Annotated in this window: 13 protein-coding genes, 1 tRNA gene and 1 pseudogene; 9 read left to right on the forward strand and 6 right to left on the reverse strand. The window is 61.5% G+C overall.

The window, feature by feature from the left end:
* Positions 1-107 (forward strand): annotated as a pseudogene (locus U8U01_RS11345) (IS5/IS1182 family transposase); the annotation flags it as partial.
* Here the strand turns inward: U8U01_RS11345 and dcm are convergent.
* The 6 genes from dcm to U8U01_RS11375 all read right to left on the reverse strand — a co-directional run bounded on the left by dcm (position 101) and on the right by U8U01_RS11375 (position 6,752).
* Complete coding sequence (dcm, locus tag U8U01_RS11350; protein ID WP_437124394.1) at positions 101-622, reverse strand: DNA (cytosine-5-)-methyltransferase; 522 nt, start codon at positions 620-622, stop codon at positions 101-103. The pseudogene U8U01_RS11345 and the gene dcm overlap by 7 nt on opposite strands.
* A 36-nt stretch (positions 623-658) precedes the next feature.
* Positions 659-955 carry a DUF4314 domain-containing protein gene (locus U8U01_RS11355; RefSeq protein WP_322174268.1) on the reverse strand — a complete coding sequence of 99 codons (297 nt, stop codon included), beginning with the start codon at positions 953-955 and terminating at the stop codon, positions 659-661.
* Between the two features lie 87 nt (positions 956-1,042).
* Positions 1,043-1,837, reverse strand: coding sequence for a hypothetical protein (locus tag U8U01_RS11360; RefSeq protein WP_322174270.1), 795 nt, complete (start codon positions 1,835-1,837; stop codon positions 1,043-1,045).
* Between the two features lie 327 nt (positions 1,838-2,164).
* A tRNA-Arg gene (locus U8U01_RS11365) sits at positions 2,165-2,241 on the reverse strand.
* A gap of 41 nt (positions 2,242-2,282) precedes the next feature.
* Positions 2,283-4,181 (reverse strand): glycoside hydrolase family 13 protein, encoded by a 1,899-nt coding sequence (locus tag U8U01_RS11370; protein ID WP_322174272.1) that lies wholly within the window; start codon positions 4,179-4,181, stop codon positions 2,283-2,285.
* A gap of 132 nt (positions 4,182-4,313) precedes the next feature.
* Positions 4,314-6,752, reverse strand: coding sequence for a glycogen/starch/alpha-glucan phosphorylase (locus U8U01_RS11375; protein ID WP_322174274.1), 2,439 nt, complete (start codon positions 6,750-6,752; stop codon positions 4,314-4,316).
* A gap of 365 nt (positions 6,753-7,117) precedes the next feature.
* On the opposite strand from U8U01_RS11375, the gene zapA reads away from it, so the two are divergent.
* From zapA to U8U01_RS11415, 8 genes are all read left to right on the forward strand, one after another.
* A complete protein-coding gene (gene zapA / locus U8U01_RS11380; RefSeq protein WP_322174275.1) occupies positions 7,118-7,882 on the forward strand; it encodes a cell division protein ZapA in 765 nt (254 codons plus the stop codon).
* The gene (locus U8U01_RS11385) at positions 7,879-9,969 is read left to right on the forward strand and encodes a U32 family peptidase (protein ID WP_322174277.1); all 2,091 of its coding nucleotides are present in this window, start codon (positions 7,879-7,881) and stop codon (positions 9,967-9,969) included. The genes zapA and U8U01_RS11385 overlap by 4 nt, the downstream gene beginning before the upstream one ends.
* A 280-nt stretch (positions 9,970-10,249) precedes the next feature.
* The gene (dut, locus tag U8U01_RS11390) at positions 10,250-10,690 is read left to right on the forward strand and encodes a dUTP diphosphatase (RefSeq protein ID WP_322174279.1); all 441 of its coding nucleotides are present in this window, start codon (positions 10,250-10,252) and stop codon (positions 10,688-10,690) included.
* Positions 10,691-11,001: 311 nt separating this feature from the next.
* Entirely contained in the window at positions 11,002-12,018 is a 1,017-nt protein-coding gene (locus U8U01_RS11395) for a rod shape-determining protein (protein ID WP_322174389.1), read from the forward strand.
* Positions 12,019-12,054: 36 nt separating this feature from the next.
* Positions 12,055-12,951 carry a rod shape-determining protein MreC gene (gene mreC, locus U8U01_RS11400; protein WP_322174281.1) on the forward strand — a complete coding sequence of 299 codons (897 nt, stop codon included), beginning with the start codon at positions 12,055-12,057 and terminating at the stop codon, positions 12,949-12,951.
* Entirely contained in the window at positions 12,948-13,469 is a 522-nt protein-coding gene (mreD, locus tag U8U01_RS11405) for a rod shape-determining protein MreD (RefSeq protein ID WP_322174283.1), read from the forward strand. Before mreC ends, mreD begins: the two co-directional genes overlap by 4 nt.
* A gap of 37 nt (positions 13,470-13,506) precedes the next feature.
* Positions 13,507-16,005: a penicillin-binding transpeptidase domain-containing protein gene (locus U8U01_RS11410; RefSeq protein WP_322174285.1), complete on the forward strand. Its 2,499-nt coding sequence runs from the start codon at positions 13,507-13,509 to the stop codon at positions 16,003-16,005.
* Between the two features lie 31 nt (positions 16,006-16,036).
* Positions 16,037-16,819, forward strand: coding sequence for a nucleoside phosphorylase (locus U8U01_RS11415; RefSeq protein WP_322174287.1), 783 nt, complete (start codon positions 16,037-16,039; stop codon positions 16,817-16,819).
* Positions 16,820-16,835: the final 16 nt, after the last annotated feature.

Below are 16,835 nucleotides of genomic sequence, written 5' to 3' on the forward strand. Positions count from 1 at the left end.
TTCTCAAAAGATGGCGCGGTATTGCTACGCGCTACGCCAAAAACGCCTCTTCCTTCGCCGCCGCTGTCCAGATCCGTTGTATTGCTATTTGGCTCCTTGTTTATTGACGACGCCATCTAAGATATCCGACAATATACACTCTCTTGCGGGACTGGGGGACTCCGAAATCCTTGCTGTTAAGCATTTGCCACGCGACATCGTACCCCAGTTCATCCAGCGTACTGAGGATGGTCGCAAACGTCCAGCAGTTGTCGTGCGAAAGCAATCCGGGAACATTTTCAAGCAGCAGAAATGCAGGTCTTTTAGCGGCGGCAAGACGGGCGATTTCAAAGAACAGAGTTCCTCTGGCGTCATCCGCAAATCCTCGCCGTTTTCCAGCGATTGAAAAGCTCTGACAAGGAAAGCCGCCGCAAATAAGGTCGATATCCGGCAGCGCTGTCGGGTCGATGGTTCTGGCGTCTGCAAAAAACACTTCTCCCTTCGTATTGTATATGGCGTTGTATGCCTGATTCGCATACTTATCTATCTCGCAGTGGCCGACGCACTCAAAACCGCCTACAGTGGCCAGGCCGGAGCGAAAGCCGCATATCCCCGCGAACATATCAAAAAATCGGATAGCCATGCGCCATCCGACCACTTCACTGTATTAACTTTCACCTCACATTTTCATGCCGAAATCTTCATCTTCGTCCATATCCGGCTCCTGCTCCTCTGCCAGTTCTTCCTCCGTTAGCTTGCGGAAGGAGTCCTCGCTGGGGATGAGCCCCAGAGCACGGCCATTGTCAAATCTACAGTGCAGGGTGCCGATATCGTCCACAGTGAGAACTGTACCGCGGGTGTTGTCATCGACCCGGTGCATATCTTCACCCATGCTCAGCAGCATAATGCGAGTGCCACTGGGGTACTCGGCCTTGTAATACTCAGCCATCCTGTGCAGCCTATCCCATTCGTTCATCTCGAAAACCTCCTTCAGATTCCGCCCATTCCTTGATGAGGTTCCAGGTGCTCGTCCAACTCATCCTCCGTACAGAGAAAATAATCATCACTGTCTGTTCAAGAGTTTCGCTTCGCGAACTCTGTACGAAACGTACAAGTCGCCCTCATCCGTTTCAATAGGCCGCTGCTCGAAACCTTCTCCAAGCCCATCCGAACACTGCCCGAGGATTTCCTCCCGCAAATCCGCCATCTCGTCCGGCGTGAGCGGCTCCTTGAGGTGGCAGTCGATCCGTCCCAGGAGCCTGCCATCCATTTCCTCCACCGTCCAAACAGCCGACATGAGCTTATCTGCCACTCCAGGATTATCGCCCAAATACTGAGCCATATCGCCCATTTCGGGGGCCTGCTCATCGGCAATGCCCAGCTCGATTTGGTCTTGGTACGCGGTCAGAAAACCGCTGCCAACCTCGATATACTCGTCGCACTCGCCATCGTCAAGCTGGCCCACCAGGGGGCAGTAGAACGTCAGCTTGACCGGCCCGGCGGCCTGGGTCATGGCTTTGATATCATCGAACAGCATTTCTTTGGTGAGGTACTGATTGTGGACGATATTCTGTTCCAGGTCTGTGAGAATTTCTTCTCTGGCAGTGCTGACGGCGAAGGCCACGGTGTTGGCGTCGGCCAGAGTGTCGTTCTTGCCGAACACCCGCAGCAGGCGGCTGCCGATCTCGCTGTCGGCTGTGAGCTCCACGTCAGCGGCATTGTCATCCATGAGCAAGAGGCTCCGAGGTGTTTTTCGGATACCCATTTCCACCAGGGCGTGGTGGAGCTCATGGATGTTGGTGGGCAGCTCCCATTCAAGAGAGGTTCCGGCTTTACTGGTGATTTTTGCTTTAATCATTTGATGCACCTTCTTTCATGAAATAGAAAAAGCCGGTCGCTTGTTTTGGAGAAGGTTCTCCAGCGACCGGCTATGTATGCAACGGGCTATCGCCCTTATGCACGCAAAAGACTAACGTCTTTTTGCGAAAAAGGGCCAGCAGACCATCTCCGCTGGCCCTCTCATTTCGTTCTATTCTGTTGTTGTAAGGGTTCACATCCTGCCGGAAAGCCAAAACGCAGTTTTGCCATCCACGTTTTTGCACTTTCGAAATCCAGGCTTTCAGGCATCAAAAAACCGCGCCACAGCGCGGTTTTTTGAGCGAATATCTTTTTTATATCCACAGGATGGCACGCCAGAAGGGATTCGAACCCCCGACCTTTTGGTTCGTAGCCAAACACTCTATCCAGCTGAGCTACTGGCGCTTGTTTCAGCTTCATTAGTATATACCTTTTTCCGGTGTTTGTCAAGAGGAAGTTTCAATTTCCTTGCAAAATTTCATCAGCGAGCACCCAAAGGGGCGCAGCACATTCACTTCGCCCAAGGGCTCCCCCATCACCAGATGGCCGCCGGCCAGGTTCAGTTTCAGGCTCATGATACTCTGTGGCCGTTCGCTACGGTTCACAATCAACAGCAGGCTGTCCCGGTACACCCGGTCCTCCCCGTCGCTGGCGGTCAGTTTCCAGCGCTCAATGGCCAGCAGATTGCCTTCAGCCCGCAGGGTGCGGTACCCGCCCCTGGCCAGTATCCGTTGGTTGGCAGCCCGCATGGCCCCCAACTGCCGGTACCAGCCAAGCAGGTCCGCGTCCTCCCGGCCCCAAGGGTAGCAGGCCCGGTTAAAGGGGTCCCGGTAGCCCTCCATACCGGCCTCGTCGCCGTAATAGATGCACGGCACCCCCGGCAGCATAAATTGCAGTATAGCCGCCAATTTCAGGCGGCTGATCCCCTTTTCCCGCTGGGCCGCTGTCATCCGCTGGGCGCTCTGCCATTCCCGGCCCCGGTGGCCTGCCGGCTCACCTCCCAGTACGGTCAACGCCCGCTCCGTGTCATGGGTACCAATATGGTTCATCAACAGGCGTAGGCACTGGGGCGGGTAGTTCTCCACAATGTTCTCCACCGTTTCGGCAAAGCCACCGGCCGGCCCGCCCAGCAAAAAGCCCAGTATGGCGTCCCGAAACGGGTAGTTCATCACGCTGTCCAACTGGCCCCCCAGCAGGTACCGCCGCCGCACACCATAGGCCGATTTATTCGACGCATCCTCCCACACCTCGCCCAGCACCAGGGCGTCGGGCTTTTCCGCCTTTGCCGCGGCCGCCAGCCGGTCAATAAAGGGGTCGGGCAGTTCGTCCGCCACGTCCAGCCGCCACCCGGAGGCCCCGGCCCGCAGCCACCGGCGCACAATGCCGTCCTCCCCGTTGATAAAGCGGTTGTAACTCTCCTCCACCTCGTTCACATTGGGCAAGGTGGCAAAGCCCCACCAACTGTCATACTCCTGGGGCCAGGCCCGGAAATTATACCACTTATAATAGGGGGAGTCCACCGAATTATAGGCCCCCTGGCTGCCGTAGCGCCCTTCCCGGTTAAAATACACGCTGTCGCTGCCTGTGTGGCTGAACACCCCGTCGATCATCACCCGGATGCCCACCGCCTCCGCCGCTGCGCACAGGGAGCGGAAGTCCGCCTCCCCGCCCAAAAGCGGGTCGATCTTCTCATAGTCCGCCGTATCGTAGCGATGGTTCGAGTGGCTCTCAAACACCGGGTTCAGGTACAGGCAGGTCACGCCCAGGCTTTTCAGGTACGGCAGTTTTTCCTCAATGCCCCGCAGATCCCCGCCAAAAAAGTCGCTGTTGGTGATCTCCCCCTGCTCATTGGGCCGCCAATCCGGCTGGCCATACCAGTCGCTATGCAGGCTGCGCCCGGCGGGCACCCCTTCCTTTTCCCCCCCGGCCTTGCAAAACCGGTCCGGGAACACCTGGTACATCACCCCGCCCTCCAGCCAGGCAGGGGTCTGCAAGCCCTTCTGGTATACGGTTAGCTGCCAGCGGTAGGTGCCGCCGAAAATCGCCGCCCCCCGGTCCCCCCTGGAGAGCCGCTGCACCCCCCTACAGGTGCTGGCTTCAAACAGGTAGAAGTACAGCCCCGGCGTTTCCGGGGTAAAGTCGCACTCCCACCACTCCTTGTTGTCGCCGTTCATGCCACACCAAAACATATCCTGCAACCGGGCAGGCGCCCCCTCCTGCTCCACAATCAGCCGGGCGGCGCTGCATCCCAGCTCCCTGGGCAGGGTAATGCGGAAATGCACCGTGCTCTCCGCCTCCACCGCCCCCACCGGGGTGCGGTACTTGGGGTTACGCGAATAGAACATGGGCCAACCAACTCCTCACAAAATGGTTGCGGCCCGTCCAAGGGGCCGCATAGCGTTCTCCCCCACCCACCGGGCGGGGGAGAACGCCGGCTGCCTATTTTACTTCTTTACGTTACTACATTTTTAGCGTTTTTACGGGGCGATCTTCGCCGCCAAGTTCTTCTCCGGCGGCACAGGGCTGCCATGCCAGATATTGCCCGCATAATCCCTGATAGCCCGGTCCGCCGCAAAGCGCCCTGCCCCGGCAATGTTCACCAGGGACATACGGTTCCAGGCCGCCTTGTCCCCGTACAGCCGCTGGGCCCGTTCCTGGGCCGCCCGGTAAGACTGGAAGTCCGCCAGGGCCATATACTGGTCCCGCTGCAAAAGGGTCTTATAAATATCGTTAAAATGCTTGCCCCCAATGCCCTGGTTTAGGGCGTCCAGCGCCCGGCGGATCTGCCCGTCGTGCTGGTAATGCTGAATGGGATGGTAGCCGGTGCGTTTCAGGCCCTCCACCTGGCTGGCCGTCATGCCAAACAGCAGGATGTTCTCATCCCCCACCGCCTCGTGTATCTCCACATTGGCCCCGTCCAGGGTGCCCAAAGTCACCGCGCCGTTAATCATAAACTTCATGTTGCTGGTGCCGCTGGCCTCGGTGCCCGCCAGGGAGATCTGCTCGCTGATCTCCGCCGCCGGTATCAACGCCTCGGCCCAGGTCACGCAGTAGTTCTCCACAAAGATCACCTTCATCTTCTTGTTCACCCGCTCGTCATGGTTGATGACATGGGCCAGGGTGGCAATAAACTCGATGATCTGCTTGGCAAAGTAGTAGCCCGCCGCGGCCTTTGCCCCAAAGAACCAGGTATGGGGGGTAAAGTCGGCGTTGGGGTTGTCCAGCAGCCACTGGTAGGTGGCCAAAATATTCAGGGCGTTCATGTGCTGGCGCTTGTACTCGTGCAGCCGTTTCACCTGTACGTCAAAAATGGAATCCGGGTCCACCACCTGGTCCTGGGTGCGCAGTAGGTGCTTGGCCAGCCGCTCCTTGTTCTCCCGCTTGATCTTCTCCAGCCGCTCCAGCACAGCGGGGTCGTCCTTATATTTCAGCAACTCGGAAAGCTGGTCGGCGTCATAGATATACTCCTTCCCGATCAGTTCCGTAAGCAGCCCGGCCAGCTTGGGGTTAGACTGGTTCAGCCACCGGCGGTGGGCAATGCCGTTGGTCACATTGGTAAACTTCTGGGGCTCCTCCACGTAAAAGTCGTGGAACAGGTCGTCTTTCAAAATATCGCTGTGTAGGGCAGACACCCCGTTAACGCTGTGGGAGCCGATCACCGCCAGGTTGGCCATTTTCACGTACCCGTCGCTTACCGGCGCCATCCGGGCAATCTTGCCGTGGTCCACGCCCTTGGCCTTCATCTCTTCCCAGAACCGCCGGTTGATCTCCTCCATAATCTGGTAGATCCGGGGCAGGCGCATCTTCACCAGTTCACACTTCCAGGTTTCCAGGGCCTCGCTCATCACCGTGTGGTTGGTATAGGCCACCGTGCGTTTCACAATATCCCAGGCAGCCTCCCAGCCGTAGCCGCACTCGTCCAGCATCACCCGCATCATCTCCGGAATCGCCAGCACCGGGTGGGTATCGTTCAGGTGGATGGCGCACAGCTCCGGCAACTGGTCCAGGTTGCTGTGCACAAACAGGTGCCGCCGGATGATGTCCTGGATGGAGGCGGACACCAAAAAGTACTGCTGGCTCAGCCGCAGTATCTTCCCCTCGGCGTGGTCGTCCTCCGGGTACAGCACCTTGGTAATGGCGTCCGCCATGGCCTGCTGCTCCATGGCCCGCATATAGTTGCCGCTGCCGAACAGGCTCATGTCAAACTGATGGTTCTCCGCCTTCCACACCCGCAGCAGGCTGATGCCCTTGCCGTCCATGCCGGAAACATACAGGTCAAAGGGGATGGCCGTCACCGTGGTGTAGTCCTTATGCTTAACGGCATGGTACTGGCCGTTCCAGCGCTCCTCAATATGCCCGTCAAAGCGCACCTCCACCGAGTTCTCCGGCACCTGCTGCATCCACACCGTGCCTCCCGGCAGCCAGAAGTCCGGCAGCTCGGTCTGCCAGCCCTCCACCAGTTTCTGGCGGAACAGCCCGTATTCATACCGCAGCGAGTACCCCATCGCCGGGTACCCCTGGGTGGCCAGCCCGTCTAAAAAGCAGGCCGCCAGCCTTCCCAGGCCCCCGTTGCCCAGGCCCGCGTCCGGCTCCTGGCGGTACAGGTGCTCCAGCTTGATGCCGTACTCCGAAAGGGCCTGGCGCACGTTCTCCTCCAGCCCCAGGTTAAACAGGTTGTTTTTCAGCGAACGCCCCAGCAAAAATTCCATACATAAATAATAGATGCGCTTGGTCTCCGTGCGCTCGGCGTTCTGGTTAAACTCCGCCCGGCCCTTGGCCATCAGTTCCCGCACAATCAGGGCCACAGCCTTATAATATTCCTCGTCGGTGGCGTTTTGCAGCGACACCCCAAAGGTGTGGGACAGCTTGTCCTTAATGGCCTCCTTGATCTGCGGGACGGTAAGAGAATAGTTCATGTAAATGCCTCCAATTCAAAAGGGTGTAAGAAATAATGAAAGTATAATATTGTGTGTACTATAGCAAAAATTTTAACTCCTCTTTCGCGCATACCAGATGGAATATATGAATTATACACTAATTTTTCCGAAAAAGCAACTCCCATTCTTCGAAAAGAATCGCCACTTCCTTATACTAATATTTATTATACACTTTTGCGGTTAAAATTTCAACAATTAATTTGCATCATTATAACCCACCCCGCCCCACCAAAAAATGGCCGCCATCCCCTGTTTTTCTACAGAATTCCCTCTTCCCTACCGGCGGGTTTTGTCGTATAATAAAGGCATATTACCTTTATTAATGAAGAAGGGACGGGTAGCATTTGGAAAAAAGACGAGTAAGGCTGACGATCAACGGGGTTGTCTGCGGGCTGATCACCGGGGAAAGCGAGGCGTATATGCAAACGCTGGCCGACGAGGTGGGCGGGCTGATGGGCCAGATCATGGCCTCTTCCCCGCTGATCACACGGGAGGCCGCCGCCCTCACCGCCGCCCTCAGCATCTGTGACGACTGCCACAAAAATGCCGAGCGGGCCGCCGCCCTGGCCGGCAAGGCCGAGGAGTTGGAGGTAGAGGCCGAATTGTGGCAAGAGGAAAAGGTAGAACTGCTAAAGTCAGCGGTAGACACCCAGAAGGACGCCCAACTGGCGGAAAAAGCCGCCCGGCTGGAGTCGGAAAACGCCCGGCTGCAAGAGGCCGTAGCCCGGTTGCAGGAGGTAGAAGAGGAAAACCAGGCCCTCCGCCAGGCCGCCCAGGAGCCCGACGCCCGGATCCAGGCCCTGGAAGCGGAAAACGCCGGCTTGCGGGAGAATCTGGACAAGCTTAGCGAAACCGTGCGCCAGAACAGCGATTCGCTGAAACTGGCCGAAAACCGCCTGGCCCAGCGCCTGGAGGAAAACCAGGGCCTGCGGGACCGCCTGGAGCACATGGCGCAGGCCCTAAAGGCCGCCCAAGAGCAGCCCGCCGCCCCGGCGGCAGCCCCCCGGCGGGCCGGCAAAAGCCGCAAAAACCCCCTGCGCCGGGAGGAAGAGCCCATGGAGCAGGAGGGCCTGCAAAGTTTCTTTGCCCGCGAGGAGAACACGCCGTGACCGCCCCGCTGGAGGTGCTGGCCCCCGCCGGCAACTGGGAGGCCCTGGAGGCAGCGGTGCGGGCCGGGGCCGGGGCCGTGTACCTGGCCGGCAAAAGTTTCGGGGCCCGGGCCAAGGCCCGCAACTTCTCTCAGGAGGAGTTGGCCCAGGCCGTGCGCTATTGCCACCAGCGGGGGGTGCGGGTGCACGTCACGGTCAACACCCTGCTCAAAGACAGCGAGCTGGCCCCTGCCCTGGCTTTTGTAGATTTCCTGTGCAGCCTGCCGGTAGATGCCGTGCTGGTGCAGGATCTGGGCCTGCTGGCCCTGCTGCGCCGCCGGGCCCCGGCGCTGCCCATCCACGCCTCCACCCAAATGAGCCTGCACACCCCCGCCGGGGTCCGCCTGGCCGGGGAACTGGGGGCCGTACGCGCCGTGCTGGCTAGGGAATTGAGCTTGCCGGAGATCCGGGAGATCGCCCAAAGCACCCACATGGAACTGGAAACCTTCGTGCACGGGGCCCTGTGTATGTGCCTGAGCGGCCAATGCCTGCTCAGCGCCATGCTGGGCGGCCAGAAGGGCGGGGCCCGCTCCGGCAACCGGGGCCAGTGCGCCCAGCCCTGCCGCCTGCCCTTTGCCGCCGCCGGGGGCACGGGCCATGACCTCTCCCTTAAAGACCTCTCCTACATCCAGGGCGTCCCCCGGCTCCAGGCGGCCGGGGTGTGCTCCGTCAAGATCGAAGGCCGCATGAAACGCCCGGAGTACGTAGCCGCCGCCACCGCCGCCTGCCGGCTGGCAGCCGGCGGCCAACCGGTACCCCCGGCCCTCACCCAGAGCCTGGAGGCCGTGTTCTCCCGCTCCGGCTTTACCGCCGGCTACCTGTCCGGGCAGCGGGGCCGGGCGATGTTCGGCACCCGCCGCAAAGAGGACGTGGCCGCCGCCACCGAAAAGGTGTTGGCCGGCCTGCGGGGCCTGTACCGGGCCGAACGGCAAAGCGTCCCGGTGCGCCTCACCCTGTCCCAGGGGCAAGGCCGCGCCCTGCTCACCGCCGAGGACTGTGAAGGCAACTCCTTGCGGGTAGACGCAAGCTTAGAGCCTTTACACACAGACGCCGGCCGGGCGGAACAGCAGCTACGCAAAACCGGCGGCACGCCATTTTGCGCCGGGGACGTCCATATCCCTACAGATGGTGTATCCCTCTCCGTAGCCGGGCTCAACGCCCTGCGCCGCCGGGCCCTGGAAGGGCTCCTGGCCCTGCGGGGAGAGCGGCAAGCTATCCCCTTTACATCCATCCCGGTTGTAAAGCCAGCACCTTACCAGCCAAGCCGCCAGGGTCAGCCCCTGCCCTTGCGGGCCTGCTTTGCCTCGGCGGCCCAACTGCCCCCCAGCCTCCCTATGTACCAGTCGGTTTCCCTCCCTATAGAAACCCCACCCCAGGCGCTGGCCCGCCTGCAAAACCGGCTGGCCCCCGGCCAGGCCCTGCTGCTGGACCTGCCCCGGGGCCTGTTCGGCTGGGAGGAGGAGCTGCGCGCCCTGATCCGCCAGCGCATGGAGCAGGGGTTCCGCCACTTTGTCTGCGGAAATCTGGGGGCGCTACAGCTTTGCCGGGAGGTAGGGGCCACAGCCCACGGCTCCTTTGGCCTGAACATCACCAACACCGCCGCGCTGGAGGAGTTGGCGCGTCTGGGCCTGCAAGACGCGGAACTGAGCTGGGAGCTCACCGGCCGGGAGATCGCCGGGCTTGGCGGCAGCCTGCGCCGGGGGGTCATGGTCTACGGGCGGCAGGCGCTTATGCTCACCCGCAACTGCCCCCTGGCCAATGCCTCCGGGGGCTGCCGGCACTGCCAGTCCCCCGGCTGGCTGTCAGACCGTAAAGGCAAGCGGTTCCCGGTGATGTGCCGGGCCGGCGGCCGGGGCGGGGCCGAGCTGCTCAACAGCGTCCCCCTCTGGCTGGGCGATGAAGGCCCTGGCCTTGCCGCCGATTTTGGCATCCTGCGGTTTACTGTGGAAAACTCTGTGGAATGTGGGGAAATCTCCCGCCGCGTCCAACAGGGGGAAAGCCCCGTGGGCTCGTACACCCGCGGGCTTTTCCGCCGGGGCGTGTTGTAATGTGGAAAACTCGGTTGAAATTGTTGGCAAGTAATTCGCCATTACGGCGCAATGCACATACAACCGCCAAATTTCAATCTATAAGTGTGCACCTTCCACAAGAAAGTTCCTTCCTTGCCCCAAAACCCTGTTTTACCCTGGGGAAAACCCCACCGGCCTCCTGGGGGGATATCCCCAGCGTTTCCTATTACATTATATAGTGTTTCCCATCGCATCCATTGTTGAAAAGTACCGTTGAAAAATTCCGGGCCGCCCCGTCGGCCCCTATGAGGTGAAATCCATGCAGATCAACTATGTAAAACTCCGTCCCGGCGCCCAGCCACCCCAGCGGCAAACCCCCGGCAGCGCCGGGGCAGACCTGGCCGCCTGCCTGCCCGCCCCGGCCCGTATCGCCCCCGGCGAGGCCCTCACCGTGCCCCTGGGCTTTGCCGCCGAAATCCCGCCTGGCTTTGCCGGGTTCGTGTTCTCCCGCAGCGGGCTGGGCAGCAAGGGGGTGGTGGTGGCCCAGGGGGTAGGCGTCATTGACAGCGACTACCGGGGGGAGTGGTGCGTGCCCTTGCGCAACCTGTCCCAAAGCCCCTACACCCTCTCTCCGGGGGAGCGGATCGCCCAGGTGGTCTTCCTGCCCTTCTCCGCCGGCACGTTTGTGGAGGCCGCCCAGCTTTCCCCCACCGGCCGGGGCCAGGAGGGCTTTGGCAGCACCGGCAAAGGGGGCGCCTGACCCCCCTGCTATCTTGTGCCGGGCCTGCCGGCCAGGGCGGATATGTGCCAGAATTTACGGATTGTTCACAGGATAGCCAACTTAAAGGTTGAGAATCGGCGAAAAGTACGGTATAATGGTAGGTATGGTTCCGCGCCCTATCCACGCCGCAGGCGCCCTGTAGCGGCAAATAAAGCGGCAATAATTGGGAATACTGTATCCGTGCGGCGCCGCCGCATGGGTCGTACCACAACCCCTAAGACCACCGGCCCGGCCGGAGAAAGGCAGTTTATATTATGGCAGGCTTTTCGGGATTCCTCTCCATGTTCTCCATGTTTTCCAAAGATATCGGCATCGACTTGGGCACCGCCAACACCCTGGTGTTCATGCGGGGCAAAGGCATTGTAATGCGTGAGCCCTCGGTGGTGGCTGTGGATGTGCGCACCGACGAGGTGCTGGCCGTGGGCAAGCAGGCCAAAGAGATGCTGGGCCGCACCCCCGGCTCCATCGTGGCCGTACGCCCCTTAAAGGACGGGGTCATCGCCGACTTTGACGTGACCGCCGCCATGCTCAAGTACTTTATCAAAAAGGCCCTGAAATCTGGGGCCCTCAGCCGCCCGCGCATCATCATCTGCATCCCCTCCGGGGTAACGGAGGTAGAGCGCCGGGCCGTAGAGGACGCCGCCCGCCAGGCCGGCAGCAACAATGTGGACCTGATGGAAGAGCCCATGGCCGCGGCGGTAGGCGCCGGCCTGCCTGTGGCCGAGGCCACGGGCAGCATGGTGGTGGATATCGGCGGCGGCACCAGCGAGGTGGCCGTGATCTCCTTAGGGGATATCGTCACCGCCGTATCCGTGCGCATGGCCGGGGACAAGTTCGACGAGGCCATCGTCACCTATGTAAAAAAGAAGTACAACCTGCTCATCGGCGAGCGCACCGCCGAGGAGATCAAAATGCGCATCGGCTCGGCCTTCCCCACCGAGGAAACCATCAACGCCTTTGTAGAGATCAAAGGCCGCAACCTGGTGGACGGCCTGCCCAAAAACGTCACCATCCATGCCGATGAGGTCCGGGAGGCCCTGGCCGACAGCGTGATGGTGGTGGTAGACGCCATCAAGGAAACCCTGGAGCAAACCCCCCCGGAGCTGGCCGCGGATATTATCGACCGGGGCATCATGCTCACCGGCGGCGGCGCGCTGCTCAAGGGCCTGGACCGGCTGGTCAGCCAGGAAACCGGCATCCCCGTCCATGTGGCAGAGCGCCCCCTGGACTGCGTGGTAGAGGGCACCGGCAAAAGCCTGGAGATCGAGCTGCCCAAATCCTATTACCGCAACAGCCGGCGCAAGTAAGCCGCGCCGCCCATCCCCCCAGAGAGGAGGTTTCCTGTGAAAGACATACTAAAAGGCGGTTCGTTTCGGGTGCTGGCCGTCACGGTGGTGGTCCTGCTGGGGCTTATCATCTATACGGCCTCGGCAGGGGGCTCCTTTATCGCCAGCCTCCTGGGGTTCGTGTCCACCCCCATGCAGGGGGTGGCCTCCAACGTAACCGGCAATGTCACCGAGTTCCTGGACCTGGACGGCTTTACCAAAGACGAGTTAAAGTCCCTGGTGGCCTCCCTCCAGCAGGAAAACAGCCAGCTTCAGGACCGCCTGGTGGACTACGACGAGGTCAAGCAGGAGAACAGCCGCTTAAAAGAGCAACTGCGTATCAGCGAGGCCGAGCCCCAGGTGGAGATGCGCTCCGCCGCGGTCATCGGCCGGGACCCCAACGATATGTTCTTCGGGTTCTCCATCGGTATCGGCACCCTGTCCGGTGTCAGCACCGGCGACCCCGTCATCACCTCCCAGGGGCTGGTGGGCATTGTCACCCAGGCCTATGCCACCACCAGCAAGGTGTCCTGCCTGCTCTCCGAGAAGGTGGAGGTAGCCGCCGTTTCCATTGATAAGCAGGAGAGCGGCGTTGTCACCTGCGACATCATGATGGCCAACTCCGGCCTCTTGCGCATGGACTACCTCTCCCCGGACACCAAGCTGGAGGCCGGGGACATTATCACCACCTCCGGGGCCGGCGGGGTCTATCCCGCCCGGCTGAAGATCGGCCAGGTAGAGAGCATTGAGAAGTCGGAGATGGACGTGTCCCGTTACGCGGTGATCCGCCCCTTCCAGGACCTGTCCACCGTCAAAGAGGTGCAGGTGATCATCGACTTCCCCGGCAAGGGGGAGGATGACGGCATCATCGACCCGGCGACGATCCCCGACGGCGGGGAGGAGGACGCGGAATGAGGGACCTGACCCGCCTGACCCGGTACCTGGCCTACACCCTGGAGCTGCTGGTCCTCTTCATGCTGCAAGAAACCCCCGGCCTGCTGCCGGACATATTCGGCGCGCGCCCGGTGCTGGTGCTGCCCGCCGGCCTGGCCATTGCCATGTTCGAGGAAGAAACCCCGGCCATGGCCTTTGGCGTGGCGGCCGGGCTTTTTTGCGACTTCGGCTATTCCGGGGTGCTGGGGTTCCACGGCCTGCTCATGGCCCTGCTATGCTTTTTCATCAGCCTGCTGGTGCGCAGCTATATGCAGGTCAACGTGGTTACGGCCCTGCTGGCCGGCGCCGGCGCCCTGGGCCTGCTTATGGCCGGGCAGTGGCTGTTTTTTTACTATTTCCGCTACGCCATGCCCCTGTACGCCCTGCGCTACCACTACCTGCCCAAATACCTGTACACCCTCCTGTTCACCCCGCTGCTCTACTTTCTCAACCGGGGCCTGTCCGATATCCTCCAGTCCCAAGAGAGCCAGGGGTTTTAGCCGGGAGGGGCCCAACTGACCTATAGAGGTACTCTACATGAAACTGCCTTCCATAAAAATTGGCCGCACCACTGCCTGTGTCCTGGTGGTCGTCATCTTTTTTACCATATTTGAGCTGCAACTGTTCAACTGGCAGATCCTGCACGGGGAAACCTTTGAGCAGGAGGCCATGAGCCACCGCACCGACGCGGTGGAGATCTCCGCTGCCCGCGGGGAGATCTGGGACCGGGACGGGAACGTGCTGGCCGGCAACAAAATCGTGTACGAGGTCATCTACAACGCCCTGTATATGGATGACAGCCGGCGCAACGCTACCATCCTGGAGGTCATCGACCTGTTGGTAGAGCGGGGCGAGGCATGGCGGGATATCCTGCCCATCGAACTGGACGAGCAGGGCAATTACCGCTTTATCGAGGGCCAGGAGGACGAGATCGAAATCCTCAAGGGCCGGGACTTCCTCAACCTGGCCGACTACGCCACCGCCGACGAGTGTATGCAGGAGCTGGCCAAAAAATACCGCTACCAGGGCTACTCCAAAGAGGACACCCGCACGGTCATGTCCGTGCGCTACTCCATGACCAAGGACGGTTTTTCCATCAATGACCCCTATGTGTTCGCCACCGGCGTTTCCTCCGAAACCGTGGGGGTATTCGGCGAGTACGCCTCCCAGTGGCCCGGCGTGGAAACACGGGTAAACGTCAGCCGGTATTATGGCGAGGACGGCTCCCTGGCCCCCCACGTGGTGGGCTACACCTGGCGCATCTCCGACAAACAATTGGAAGCGGCCGAGGAAAGCGGCAACGCCTATGACAGCGAAACCAATATCTCCGGCTACAAGGCCATTGATGTTATCGGCACCAGCGGGGCCGAGGCCGCCTTCGAGGAAGAGCTCCGGGGCAAGCGGGGGCTGGAGGCCGTGTTCACCGACGAAAACGGCAGCGTAACCTCCACGGCCACCACCATCCAGCCGGAGCAGGGCCACAGCGTCCAGCTCACCCTGGATTCCGACCTGCAACGGGTGGCCAACCTCTCCTTGGAGAAGAACATAAAGGCCAACAAAAACTCCGGCGCCAAAGGCGACCGGCGGGCCCATAACTGCAAGTTCGGGGCCGCCGTCGCCATAGATGTGTCCGACTTCGGGGTGCTGTGCAGTTCCTCTTACCCCGGCTACGACCTGAACCGCTATTATACCGACAGCAGCTACCGCACGGAGATCATCAACGACAGCGAGATGCAGCCCGCCTACAACCGGGCCCTACAGGGTATGTACGCGCCGGGCTCTATCTTCAAGCCCATGGTGGCCATCGCCGGCCTGCAAGAGGGTGTCGTCGACGACCGCACCGGCCTGTACCCCTGTGAGGGGATGTTCGACTTCGAGGACCTGCACCTGCGCTGCACCGGCATACATCCCTGGGCCAACGTCTACGAGGCCCTCATGTACTCCTGCAATGCCTATTTCTGCGAGCTGGGCTTGCAGCTAGGCATCCGCCGGCTGGACGCCTACGCCGAGTACTTCGGCCTGGGGGAATTGACCGGCGTGGAGCTCTACGAGTCCGAAGGCATCATGACCAGCCCCCAAGAGTACCGGGAGCGCCACACCGACCTGGGTGCCGACTGGACCGACGGCAACACCGCCCAAACGGCCATCGGCCAGGCGGACAATATGTTCACCCCCCTACAGTTGGCCACCTATTGCGCCACCATTGCCAATGGGGGCGTGCGGCTGCGCACCCACTTTTTGCAGCAGGTAACCGACTATACCGGCGACGAGCTCATCCGCCGGTACGAGCCCGAAGTGCTCAAAGACGCGGTCATCCGCTCCGACGTGCTGGCCGTGGTCAACAACGCCATGGTCATGACCGCCACCGACGGCCTGGCCAGCAGCGTGTTTGGCAACTACCCGGTCCCCGTGGCCTGCAAAACCGGCACCGCCCAAACCTCCGGCCTCACCTGGGAGGAAGGCGGCACCGAGGAAAATATCACCTTCATCGCCTACGCCCCGGCCCAGGCCCCGGAGATCGCCGTGGCCGTGGTGCTGGAGCACGGCAGCAGCGGCAACTATGCCATGAACGTGGCCAAGGATATCCTGGACTGCTACTTCGGTTTCTACACCTGGGATGAGGACGGCAACCGCTACGACCAGGACGGCGATATGGTGGACGACGAGGGCAATGTCCTCAAAACCAAAGAGGAGTTGGAGGAAGAGGCCGCTGCCAAAGCCGGTACCGCCAGCCCTGCCCCCACCCAGTCCCCTGCCGGGGTGGGCGGGGAAGGCACGGCGGGCGAAGAGCCTACCCCCTCCCCTACCCCCACCCCCTGGCCCGGGCGGGGCAGCAGCATCCCCAACACCCCCTATACCGGCGGCAATACCCCGGCCACCCCCGCCCCCGGCGAGGAAGAGGCCCCGGCCGGGGACGCGCCCACCCCCACGCCGGGCAGCATCCCCTACTATTACGGCCAGGCCACCCACGCCCCCTCCGCCTCCCCGGAACCCTCCCCCTCCCCGCCACCCGACCCGGACAACGGGGACGGCTGACCGCTCAAAATCCAAAAAAGGAGCAGCTACCATGATCACCAATGAATTTGACCCCCAGCGCCGGGCTATCATAAACCCGGAGGACCATATCAAGCCCGTAGAGGGCCTCCCGCCCCTGTGCGTGGGCATTTTCTCCCACCGCACTGTCGAGCACCTGGTCGCCCGGTTCGGCGGCGTCCAGGTCAGCCAGTGCCACTGCTGTACCGGCGATATCCCCCTGTACCGGCTCACCGCCTACGGCGCCGGCCTCACCCTCTTCCTGCCCATGGTGGGCGGCCCCGGTGCCGCTGGCTTTATCGAGGAGCTGATCCCCAAAGGGGGCCGCTATTTCGTGTTCTGCGGTGCCGCCGGGGTGCTGGATAGCCAAATCGCCCACGGCAAGCTGCTGCTGCCCACCGCCGCTGTCCGGGACGAGGGCCTCTCCTACCACTACCTGCCCCCGGCCGACGAAGTGGCCCTGGACCCCCTGTGCGTAGACGCCTGCCGCCAGGCCCTCACCGGGCTGGGTTTCCCCTTTGCAGAGGGCAAAACCTGGACCACCGACGCCTTCTACCGGGAAACCCAGGCCAAGCTGGCCCGCCGCAAAGCCCAGGGCTGTATCTCCGTAGAGATGGAGTGCGCCAGCCTGGCCGCCGTGGCCCAGTTCCGGGGCGTGCCCTTCGCCCAGTTCTTCTGGGCCACCGACACCCTGGACGGGGACGGCTGGGACAAGGGCATCCTCAGCGGCAAGGGCGCCGGGCTGGAGGAGGTCTGCCTACAGGCCGCGGTAGAAACCGGCAAGCGCCTGGCCGCTTCCGCCAACCGGCAAGTTTGAATATATACCAAAAAAG

Origin of the sequence: Acutalibacter caecimuris (genome assembly GCF_034335085.1) — a bacterium.
Lineage (GTDB): Bacteria > Bacillota > Clostridia > Oscillospirales > Acutalibacteraceae > Acutalibacter > Acutalibacter caecimuris.